Origin of the sequence: Rhodoferax sp. (assembly GCF_023701345.1) — a bacterium.
GTDB lineage: Bacteria > Pseudomonadota > Gammaproteobacteria > Burkholderiales > Burkholderiaceae_C > Rhodoferax.
In genome coordinates this window covers 1-9,428 of record NZ_JAMPXE010000127.1, presented here as the reverse complement: position 1 = coordinate 9,428, position 9,428 = coordinate 1, and the positions used below count along the sequence as shown (strand labels likewise).

The following is a 9,428-nucleotide window of genomic DNA, read 5'->3' as shown; positions in this document are numbered from 1 at the left end:
TGCGGTTCCAGCTGCGCGACAGCGGCAGGGGCTGACCGTTGGACTGGTGGTTGAAGCTGATGCCGCTGTAGCGCAGACGCCAGCCCCAGGGCAGGGGGGCATCGGTCGGCAAGACGTAGATCAGTTCGGGCTCGTGGTCGGTGGTACGGAATGGCCGCGACAGGTCGCCACTGAAGAGCTGCCAGTTGGACTGCTGTGAGTAGCCAAACCACAGAGAATCACGCATGAGCGGCTGGTTATGGGTCAGCAGACCCTGGGCAATCTTGGTGCGCACCGACAGTCCGATGCGCATTTCTGAATTGATAAAACCGGTGACGCTGGCCGCAGTATGGTCTGGCGAAGGTGACGTGGGTTGTTTGTTCACACTGTCCGAGCCGATCCACGACAGGCTGATGGGGTGGTAGCCGCGAATGCCAAAGGTGCCGCAATCGCTGCCCGCTTCCAACTCCCAAAAGCGCGACAGTTCCGAAAATCGGGGGTTCTTGCAGTTGTGGGCTTCGGGTGCCGTCATGGTGATGACGACGGGCGCTACCGGTGGCGGTGACGCCGGCATGGCTGGGGCACCCGGGCTGCTGTCTGGCCGCTTGCCTTGTTGTTGCGCCCATTGATCAAAGCATTGCAGGCGGGCGACGCTGTCGTCCTTCAAGGCACTGCACTGTTGCCAGCCCGGGGTCATGGCCGGCGCTGCAGTGTCAAGACTGCTTTGCGCCGTAGCAGCGCCAGCCAGCGCGGAAAAGACCAGCGTGCAAGCCGCTGCTGTGCCGGGCTTTGATGGCCAGGCGGGCGTTGGATATCCGGATGTGCAGTTCATGTCGTCTCTCTGTTAACGCACCAAAGCCCGCGCCGCCGCTCCCTCAAGCGCCTTCTGCGCAAACTCGGCGCGCAAGGCCTTGAGCTTTTCGCGCGGGTCTTCTTTCACGGTGTTCTGGTCCAGCCCCATTTCAGCGATGAAACGGCTGGGCTGGGCGGCAATCATTTCGCGGCCTTTCTTGCGTTTGCGTGTCCAGCTCACGGCCAGGCTGCGCTGGGCACGGGTGATGCCGACGTACATCAGGCGCCGCTCTTCCTGCAGGTGCGTGGTCAAGGTGGCGCTGGCGGCCTCCTGCGCCTGGGCCCGTTGCACGGCGGACTCTTTGCCGGCGTCGGCTTCAGGGTTGTCGCGCAGCTTGAAGGGCAGCATGCCCTCGGTCACGCCGACCAGCATCACATGCGGCCACTCCAGGCCCTTGGCAGCGTGCAGCGTCGACAGCGTGACCACGTTTTGGTCGGTCTCGCGTTCACTGATGGTGGACAAGAGCGACACAGTTTGCGCCACTTCGAGCAGCGACTTGAGCTCGCCCGCCGTGCTGACGCCAGCGGCGTCTTCAATCTGGCCGCCGCAACGCCCGCTCATCCAGTCGACAAAATCGAGCACGTTGCTCCAGCGCGCGGCCGCCACTTTCTCGCTGTCTTCGCCGTCATACAGGTATTTCTCGAAGCCGATGTCTTTCAGCCAGTCCAGCAAAAAGGCCTTGGCGGACTCGGCCCCCAGCGTGTGGCGGGCGCGGAACTCCAGGTCGTTGATCTCGCGGCCGAACTCGTGCAGGCTGCCCAGCGCCTTGCCCGAGATCACTGCGCCCAGACTGCTGGAAAACAGCGCCCCGAACATGCTGACCCGGTATTTGGTGGCAAAGTCACCCAGGTGCGCCAGGGTCTGGTGACCGATGCCGCGTTTCGGTGTGGTCACGGCACGCAAAAACGCCGGGTCGTCGTTGTTGTTGATCCAGAGCCGGAACCAGGCGCACAGGTCCTTGATTTCGGCGCGGTCGAAAAAGCTGGTGCCACCCGACACCTTGTAGGGAATCGCCGCCTTGCGCAGCGCTTTCTCGAAAGTTTTGGCCTGGTGGTTGGCACGGTACAACACGGCAAAGTCCCTGAACTCCTTGAACTGCGGACCGGCCTGGTTCAGGCCGCTGGCGCGCAGGCTCTGGATGCGTGCCACGGTGCGTTCGGCCTCGTGTTCCTCGGTGTCGGCGTCCACCACCCGCACCGGCTCGCCTTCGCCGAGGTCGCTCCACAGGTTCTTCGGATAGAGCTTGGGGTTGGGCCCGATCACGTTGTTGGCGGCCCGCAAAATGGCGCCGGTGGAGCGGTAGTTCTGCTCCAGCTTGATGACCTTGAGCGCCGGGAAATCGACGGGAAGTTTCTTCAGGTTGTCGAGCGTGGCGCCGCGCCAGCCGTAAATGGACTGGTCGTCGTCGCCCACCGCGGTAAAACTGGCCTGTGCCGGGTCCTTGCCACCCACCAGCAGTTTCAGCAAGTCGTATTGGGTGGCGTTGGTGTCCTGGTATTCGTCCACCAGGATATGCCCCACCTGTCTTTGCCATTTTTGCCGCACATGCGCGTGGTTTTGCAGCAGTTTGAGCGGCAGACTGATGAGGTCGTCAAAGTCGACGCTCTGGTAGGCGGTGAGCCGCTCCTCGTAGTGCGCCATCACGCGCGCGATGATGCGCTCACTGTCGTTGCTGGCCTGGGCGGCGGCGGCGGCGGCGTTGAGACCCTGGTTCTTCCACAGGCTGATGGTCCATTGCCAGCTGCGCGCGGTGGCGGCATCGACACTGCCGCCGGCGTCTTTCAGGATGCTGGTGACATCGTCGCTGTCAAGAATCGAAAACTGCGCTTTGAGGCCCAATGCCGCGCCATCCTCGCGCAACAGGCGCACACCCAGGGCGTGAAAGGTGCAAATGACCGCGTCCTTGGCCGCCTTGCCAATCAGACCCCGGGCGCGTTCACGCATCTCGGTCGCCGCCTTGTTGGTAAAAGTGATGGCGAAGATATTTTTGGCCGCCACGCCCGATTGGATCAAGCGGCCGATCTTGTGCGTGATGACGCGGGTTTTGCCCGAGCCGGCGCCGGCCAGCACCAGGCAGGGGCCGTGCATGAAGTTCACAGCTTCTTGCTGGGCCAGGTTCAGGCCGGTGGTGGGGGCGGGGGATGACATCAGGGACAACTTTCGCGAAGGGGCGGATCATAACCAGTAGCGGGGCTATGGACGCAGCGATTGAATATCCGATTCTTCGAACGTCGGTGCATCCATCGAAATTATCTGGCCCTGCGTTCGCCAGAGCACTGACTGTCATGTTGGAAAAATGTAAATTGGGATACTAACGCGTGTTAACACACCCTCAACAGAGGGCGGACATCGCGATGGAGCCAGCCATGTACATCGGTATCGGTACTATTGTGTTGATCATTGTTCTTTTTCTTTTGTTGCGTTAACAAGCGTTAAAAACGGCACTCAACTCACGCCCGCAGCTTGTTCTGGGGCGCATTCACGCGCTTGGCGGGTGGTAGAGTGATCAATCGATCGTCACAAAGTCAATAAAACCGCGTTCTACGTCGGTGGCCACCAGCTTGACATGAACTTTGTCGCCAACCTTGAGACTGGTCTGGCCGCGCACCAGCTTGCCCTCGGCCGGCGGCGTGAAAATCCGGACCCAAATGCCATCGGTGGTACTGCCGGTCACGATCGCATCAAAGCGCTGACCGATGTGCGACTCCAGCAATAGCGCTGCCTCGGACTTGCGCATGCGCCGTTCGACTTTCTGGGCGGCATCTTCCTGGCGCGTGCAGTGCAGGGCCAGGTCGGCCAGTTCAGTGTTCGAATAAGGCGGTGCCTGGTCGGCCAGCGCCGCCTTGAGCAGACGCGAGGTAATCAGGTCGGGAAAGCGCCGATTGGGTGCCGTGGAGTGGGTATAGTCCCGCACGGCCAGGCCAAAGTGACCGCTTGGCGGGCCACCCGGCGTCTCCACCACGTACTCGCCCGAGCCCATGAGCCGCACAATGACGAGCGAGAGATCAGGAAAACGCAGTGGATCGGCCAAGCGGCGTTTGGCCAGAAAAGCCTCCAGTGCTTTGGAATCGGGCTCGGTGGGCAGGGTTTCGCCGTACTCTTCGGCCACGGCCACAATGCGCTGCCAGCGTTCGGGCGAGCGCACCACGCGCCGCAACGAGGCGCCGCCCCGCCCTGCCAGGTAACGTGCGGTGCAACCGTTGGTGGCAATCATCACTTCCTCGATCAGCTGCCGCGCGCGGTTTTGCACTTGCTGGCGAATATCAACCACCTGCTCGCCCTGAAACACGGCGCGCGGCTGAAAGGTCTCAAGATCCAGCGCGCCCTCGGCACGCCGGCGCACCCGCAAGCGCTGAGCCAGGTCGTCCTGTGCGCGAAGTTGCGCCTCCATGCCCGGCACAGCCGCCGCTGCGACCGGCAGCGCGGCATCACCGTCGATCCAGGCGCTGACGGCGTCATAGTCCAGCTTGGCCTGGTTGCGTACCCGGGCGCGGTACACCGTGGCGCCTGCCAGCGAGGCGTCCGCGTTGAAGACCATCTCGGTCACCAGCGCCAGCCGATCCTCGGAGAAGTTGAGTGAGGTGAGGTCGGTGGACAGGCGCTCGGGCAGCATCGGAAAAATGCGGGCCGAGGTGTAAACCGAAGTCGTGTTGGTCAGTGCGTGCTCGTCGATGGCGCTGTCTTTCTTGACCAGCACATCCACATCGGCGATGGCCACCCACAGCCTGACCACGTCCTCGTCCAGCAACTCGCAGACCGTGAGCTGGTCCAGATCGCGCGAGTCCTCGTTGTCGATGGAGCACCACAGCAGCGCCGTCAGGTCGTGGATATCCGGACCGACCTCGCTGCCGGGTCCGGTGATGGTCTCCAGTTGCTGCTCAACACGCGCCGGGAACTCGGGTTCAAGCCCGCGCTCGGTCATGGCGAGGGTGGCAATGCGGACGAGGTCTGCGCGGTGGTGTGGATGGTTTGAGTTCATGGCGCCAATATACATCCGGCGCACCCGTCAAGCACCCAGTTCAACGAGGCTGCGCCACCGCCGCTTCGAGCGCCGTGACAAACATGGCGGCCACGTCAAAACCGGTCTGCTCAGCAATCTCCTGGAAGCAGGTAGGGCTGGTAACGTTGATCTCGGTCAGGCTGTCGCCAATCACGTCCAGCCCCATCAACAACAGGCCGCGCTCGGCCAGCACCGAGCCAATGGCCTCGGCAATGGCGCGGTCACGCGCGCTCAAGGGCTGCGCCACGCCTTTACCGCCCACGGCCAGGTTGCCGCGCACTTCGCCACCTTGCGGAATACGCGCCAGGCAGTAGGGCACGGGCTGGCCGCCGATCACCAGAATGCGTTTGTCGCCCTCGGAAATGGCGGGCAGGAATTTTTGCACCATCACGGTCTGGGCACCGTCCTGGTTGAGTGTTTCGATGATGGCGCCCAGGTTCAGCCCGTCTTGCCTGACCCGGAAAATGCCTGTGCCGCCCATGCCGTCAAGCGGTTTCAGGATGATGTCCTGGTGCTCGGCATGAAAACGGCGGATGTCCTGCGCCTCGCGCGTGACCAGGGTCGGGCCAATGAACTGGGGCCATTCCAGGATGGCCAGCTTTTCCGGGTGATCACGCAAGGCCCGCGGCTTGTTGAAAACCCTGGCGCCCTCGCGCTCGGCCTGCTCCAGCAGGTGGGTGGCGTAGAAAAATTCGCTGTCGAAGGGGGGATCCTTGCGCATCACCACCGCGTCAAAGTACTTGAGGACTTGACACCGGTCGCCGGGTTGGTGTTGGGCGGCGCTGAACCAGTGGACCGGATCACCGGTGAGCGTGATGTTGCGCACCGCGGCGGTCACGCAGGCACCGCGCTGCCACATGATGTCTTTGGGCTCGCAGGCGCTGATTTGGTGGCCGCGGGCCTGCGCCTCGCGCATCATGGCAAAGGTGGTGTCCTTGTAAATCTTGAAAGATTCCAGCGGGTCGGCAACAAACAACAGGTTCATTCGGGGAGTATCCTTAGTCAGTTGGGGGCAGAGCTAACGGTCTGTCCCGCAAGGTATCTGGTATTAAATTTCAATTTTGCTGCCCAGCTCCACCACCGAGTTGCTGGGCAACTTGAGGAAATTGGCTGCACCACTGGCATTCAGGTGCATCTGGGCAAACAGTTTCTCCCGCCAGGGGGCCATGCCGCTGCCCAGCGTGGGTGCGATGGTGTCGCGGCTCAGGAAATAGCTGGTGCTCATTGGCTCCAGTTCAAAGCCACGGCCCTTCATCAGTTGCAGGGCGCGTGGCAAATCGGGGTCGTTCTTGAAGCCATAGTTCACCACCACCTGCCAGCAATCGTGCCCCAGTGCATCAAGTTCCAGTCGCTTGCCCATCCCGATCCAGGGCACTTCATGGTTCACCACGGTGACAAACAGGTTGACTTCATGCAGCACCTTGTTGTGCTTGAGGTTGTGCAACATGGCGTTGGGCACGGTGCCGGGCGCCGCCGTCAAAAACACGGCTGTCCCTGCGACGCGGGTGGGCGGGCTGACGAAAACCGCTTCCAGAAAGCTGTTCAGATCAATGGCATCGGCGGCCAGTTTCTTGTTCAGCAGACGCCGGCCATCCTTCCAGGTGATCATCACCGTGAATACCCCGGCTGCAATCAGCAAGGGAAACCAGCCGCCATCGGTGAGCTTGAGCAGGTTGGAGCTGAAAAATGCCAGGTCGACCACAAAAAAGACGCTGGTGGCAGCCAGGCACAACACCAGCGGGTAATGCCAGGCGTAGCGAATGACAAAAAAGGTCAATACGGTGGTGATCAGCATGTCCAGCGTCACGGCAATGCCGTAAGCCGCCGCCAGGTTGCTCGACGACTTGAACAGCATCACCGCCAGCACAATCAGCACAAACAGGCCCCAATTGACAAACGGCATGTAGATTTGACCGGTCTCCTTGACGCTGGTGTGCCACACTTGAAAGCGCGGCAAATAGCCCAACTGGATCACTTGTTTGGTGACGGAAAACGCCCCCGTGATCAGCGCTTGCGAGGCAATTACCGTGGCCAGGGTGGCCAGACCCACCAGCGGCAACAGTGCCCAGCCGGGAGCCATCATGAAAAACGGGTTTTTGACAGCTTCGGGGTTGCTCAGCAGCAGCGCACCCTGACCAAAATAATTCAGTGTCAAGGCGGGCATGACCACGTAGAACCAGGCCAGGCGGATGGGCTTTTTGCCAAAGTGTCCCATATCGGCGTACAGCGCCTCGCCGCCGGTGACGCACAGCACCACCGCGCCCAGAATGATGAACGTGGTGAGCGGATTGGCCCACATGAAAACCAGCGCGTAATGCGGGCTGAGTGCCAACAGGATCTCGGGGTTGTGCACGATGTGCGACAGACCCAGCACGGCAATACAGGCAAACCAGACCAGCGTGATCGGGCCAAAAAACTTGCCGATGTCGGCGGTGCCGCGTTTTTGCACGGCAAACAGGCCAAACAGGATCAGCAGGGTGAGCGGGATCACTGCCTTCTTGAAGTTGGGTGAGACCACCTCCAGGCCTTCGACGGCGGACAAGACCGAGATAGCCGGCGTGATGACGCCATCGCCGTAAAACAAACAGGTACCAAAAATGCCAACCAGCAAGAGCACTTTGCGTAACCTGGGTTTGTCCTTGACCGACTGGGACGCCAGCGCCAGCATGGCCACCAGACCGCCTTCACCGTTGTTGTCAGCGCGCAGCACCAGGGTCACATATTTCAGCGAAATAATGACGGTCAGTGTCCAGAAGAAGATCGACAGGATCCCCATCACGTTGTCGGTGGTAAAGGGGACATGCCCCGAGCCGAAAACTTCCTTGACGGCGTAAAGCACGCTGGTGCCGATGTCGCCATAGACCACACCAATGGCACCCAGGGTGAGGGCGCGCAGCGACGATTGAGATATTGCCAAATAGTCTGCCGGAGGCGTCAGGCCGCCGGACTCCGTGTCATGAGGGACCGCTATTTTGCGTCAAAAACGCCGTCTATTCGAAATCCTGAGCGTCGGGGTCGGTGGCCTCGAGCTCATAACTGGCGGCCAGCATGGCCAGTCGCCCCACCACGCCGTACATGTAAAAGCGATTCGGCACACTGGCACCCGGTTTCACGCCAGGCTGGGGCAATTGGGTGCTGTGCTCAAAAGCCAGGGGCACGAAGCCGGCACCAGGCGCGTTGAGGTTTTCGTCGATGCCGCGCCCGGCATGGATCCGGTAAAAGCCGCCCACCACGTAACGGTCCATCATGTAGACCACCGGTTCGGCCACGGCATCGTTGACGCGTTCCTGCGTCAGAACGCCTTCCTGCACCATGAAGTCGTGCGGCAGGAAGGGTGATTTGCGGCCTTTGTTCAGGGTCTGGATGCGTTCTTGCAGCGCCTGCAGGTCTTTGCCATCACGCACGGTGACGATGCCCAGCTCATGGGTGCCATGGTCGGATTTCACCACCGCGAAGGGCTTTTCCTTGATGCCGTACTCTTTATATTTGCGTTTGACACGGGTCAGCACGCTGTCAACCTGGGTTTGCAGCGCATCGAATCCGCTGCCCTGGCCCAGATGGACGTTTTCGCAGCGGTCAAACAGCGGGTGGATCAACCAGGGGTCAACCCCCAGCAGTTTGCCGAGGCGTTTGGACACCTCCTCGTAACATTTGAAATGGGTGCTCTTGCGCCGGGTGGTCCAACCCGCGTGCAGCGGTGGCAGCAGGTATTGCTCGTAGATTTCTTCCAGAATGCCCGGCGCCCCGGCGCTCAGGTCGTTGTTGAGCAAAATGGTGCAGGGGTCAAAGTCTTTCAGGCCGAGGCGGCGCTTGTTGCGAATGACCGGTTCCAGCGTGACATGGTCGCCGTTTTGTAGCTCGAACGTGATGTTTTTCTTGACGGCAGGGTCAATCGAGCCGAGCCGCACGTTGAGGCCCGCCATGTTGAAAATGCGCTGAAGCTGGGCCAGATTGGCCAGGTAGAAGCTGCTGGGCTGGCCGTTTTCCGGGATCATCAGCAGGTTGCGCGCTTCCGGGCAGATTTTCTCGATGGCGGCCATGGCCGCCTGCACAGCCAGGGGCAGCATCTCGGCGGTGAGGTTGTTCCAGCCACGAGGGTACAGATTGGTGTCCACCGGGGCCAGCTTGAAGCCGGCGTTGCGCACGTCCACAGAGCTGTAAAACGGTGGTGTGTGCTCCATCCACTCCAGCCTGAACCAGCGTTCGATGGCCGGCATGGAGTCCAGCACGCGCTGCTCCAGTTCGTTGATGGGGCCCGTCAGGGCGGTGATCAGGTGCGGAACCATAGGAAACCTTGCAGAGTGTGAGCGTTGATTTTAAACGCGGTCACCCGGGTCAACGGCGCACTTCGCCTTCGCCCAGCACCACGTACTTGAGCGAGGTCAGACCCTCGATGCCGACCGGGCCGCGGGCATGAAACTTGTCGGTGCTGATGCCAATCTCGGCGCCCAGGCCATATTCAAAACCATCGGCAAAGCGGGTGCTGGTGTTGACCATCACACTGGCCGAATCGACTTCGCGCAGGAACTGTTGCGCGTGCATGTGGTCACGCGTCAGGATGGCATCGGTGTGGTGGCTGGAGTACTGGTTGATGTG

General features: G+C 61.2%; 6 protein-coding genes and 1 pseudogene. All 7 read right to left on the bottom strand.

All coding sequences use genetic code 11. The features are described 5' to 3' along the window. The coding region (locus NDI87_RS14465) for a phospholipase A (RefSeq protein ID WP_296276110.1) at window positions 1-811 on the bottom strand (811 nt) is incomplete at its 3' end. Window positions 812-823: 12 nt separating this feature from the next. Next, on the bottom strand, window positions 824-2,980 hold the full coding sequence (locus NDI87_RS14460) for a UvrD-helicase domain-containing protein (protein ID WP_296276108.1): 2,157 nt from the start codon (window positions 2,978-2,980) through the stop codon (window positions 824-826). A 358-nt stretch (window positions 2,981-3,338) separates the two neighbouring features. Continuing rightward, complete coding sequence (locus NDI87_RS14455) at window positions 3,339-4,811, bottom strand: RNB domain-containing ribonuclease (RefSeq protein ID WP_296276106.1); 1,473 nt, start codon at window positions 4,809-4,811, stop codon at window positions 3,339-3,341. A gap of 40 nt (window positions 4,812-4,851) precedes the next feature. Beyond that, window positions 4,852-5,817 (bottom strand): glutathione synthase, encoded by a 966-nt coding sequence (gene gshB, locus NDI87_RS14450; RefSeq protein ID WP_296276104.1) that lies wholly within the window; start codon window positions 5,815-5,817, stop codon window positions 4,852-4,854. Window positions 5,818-5,880: 63 nt separating this feature from the next. Continuing rightward, window positions 5,881-7,749: a potassium transporter Kup gene (locus NDI87_RS14445; RefSeq protein WP_296276102.1), complete on the bottom strand. Its 1,869-nt coding sequence runs from the start codon at window positions 7,747-7,749 to the stop codon at window positions 5,881-5,883. 73 nt (window positions 7,750-7,822) lie between these two features. Continuing rightward, entirely contained in the window at window positions 7,823-9,118 is a 1,296-nt protein-coding gene (gene gshA, locus NDI87_RS14440; RefSeq protein WP_296276100.1) for a glutamate--cysteine ligase, read from the bottom strand. Between the two features lie 49 nt (window positions 9,119-9,167). Further along, a pseudogene (locus NDI87_RS14435) lies at window positions 9,168-9,428 on the bottom strand (gamma-glutamyl-phosphate reductase); the annotation flags it as partial.

Excerpts from the sequence above, each read along its gene's own strand:
- NDI87_RS14460 (WP_296276108.1), bottom strand. The coding sequence starts at position 2,980 with ATGTCATCCCCCGCCCCCACCACCGGCCTGAACCTGGCCCAGCAAGAA.
- NDI87_RS14455 (WP_296276106.1), bottom strand. The coding sequence starts at position 4,811 with ATGAACTCAAACCATCCACACCACCGCGCAGACCTCGTCCGCATTGCC.
- gshB (WP_296276104.1), bottom strand. The coding sequence starts at position 5,817 with ATGAACCTGTTGTTTGTTGCCGACCCGCTGGAATCTTTCAAGATTTAC.
- gshA (WP_296276100.1), bottom strand. The coding sequence starts at position 9,118 with ATGGTTCCGCACCTGATCACCGCCCTGACGGGCCCCATCAACGAACTG.